The sequence below is a fragment of the Streptomyces sp. ATLC9 genome (assembly GCF_057196705.1).
The window spans coordinates 1-1,226 of the sequence record NZ_JBXUOY010000514.1 but is presented as its reverse complement, the minus strand read 5'-3'; the positions used below and the strand labels follow the sequence as shown (position 1 = coordinate 1,226).

General features: G+C 77.1%; 1 protein-coding gene and 1 pseudogene. Both read right to left on the bottom strand.

The features are described 5' to 3' along the window. Nucleotides 1-108, bottom strand: a 108-nt coding sequence (locus AC2CJA_RS26735) for a roadblock/LC7 domain-containing protein (protein WP_484605222.1), incomplete at its 3' end; no start/stop codon positions are given. Nucleotides 109-117: 9 nt separating this feature from the next. Beyond that, nucleotides 118-1,226: pseudogene (locus AC2CJA_RS26730) on the bottom strand (hypothetical protein); the annotation flags it as partial.

The window sequence follows — 1,226 nt, the reverse complement described above, 5'->3', positions numbered from 1 at the left end:
GGCCAGAAGGAGGCCGTCGGCGGAGACCACCACCGTGTGCGACACCCCCGGGGTGTTGCTCACGAAGTTGGTGATCAACCAGTTCAGGTTCTGCGCCGCCTGGCTCATCGGACTCAACTAACGCTCCTGCTGGTAGGTGGGGCCTGTGCCGTGGCTGCCGCCGGCCTGGCCGCTTCCGGCCTGCCGACCCTGCTGGATGCCCCGGCGGAGATTGGTAAGCCGGCCGCGTACGTCATCGGGCGCACGCGAGACCTGTGGGCCGGCCGGTGTGGACGGCCGCTGCTGCGCGGTGCCCGCGACGAGGTTGGCGCGCGGCACACGACGGGGCAGACCGGAGGTGGTGACCCCGCCGGCTGCGGGCTGGCGGAGCTGTTCGGCCCGGCGCCAGCGCTCGTCGTTCGGGTTCTCCTGCCACCCGGCGCCGGTGTCGCCGGGTCCACCGGTGGCCTGTCGACGGGGCGCCGGCCGGGCGGGCCGCTCGGACCTCTCGGGCCGCCGGGGCGGCGCCGGAACGGACGCCCCCGCCGAGGGTGGCTCGCCCGGTGACGCGGCCGCGGGGGCCTGCCGGGAGCTGAACCAGTTCGACTCCATCGACTCGAAGATCGGCGTGCGCTCGTCCGAGCCCGTCGCGGCCGGGCTGCTTCCGGGCAGCTCGTAGGCGGAGGACTCGCGGGCGCCGGGGACGCCCTGCCGGGGGACGGCGTACTGACCGGTGTCCTGCGGGCCGCCCGGAAGGGCGTACTCGCCGGTGTCCTGCGGGCTCCGGGATGCCTGGGGAGGCTGCGGGGCCGGGTACTGACCGGTGTCCTGCGGGTTCTGGGGCCGGGGGTACTGACCGGTGTCCTGCGGACCGTGCGGACCTGCCTGCGGTTCCATGCGCGGAAGCTGGGCGGTCTCGTCGGGTCCGGCGTGCCGCTGCGGATACGCGCCGGGGCCGCCCGGACGGGCGAACTCCGAGGTGCTGTCCGCTTCTTCGTGACCGCGCGGCGCCTCGGGGGCCTCGTACCGCCCGGACGTCCGGTCATCGCGGCCATCGGCCCAGCTGGGGCGCCGCTCGCCCGGTCCGGCGGGCAGTTCGCCCGCGGAGGCTCCCTCGCGCCGCTGCGGGGGCTGCTGGCCGGGGCGGGACCCGGGGCGCGCGCCGGGGCCGAAGGCGCCCGCGGCCCCCGCGGGGACTCCCTCCCCCTGGCGGGAGGGCTGTCCGGGACGGGGCGGCTGCCCGGGGC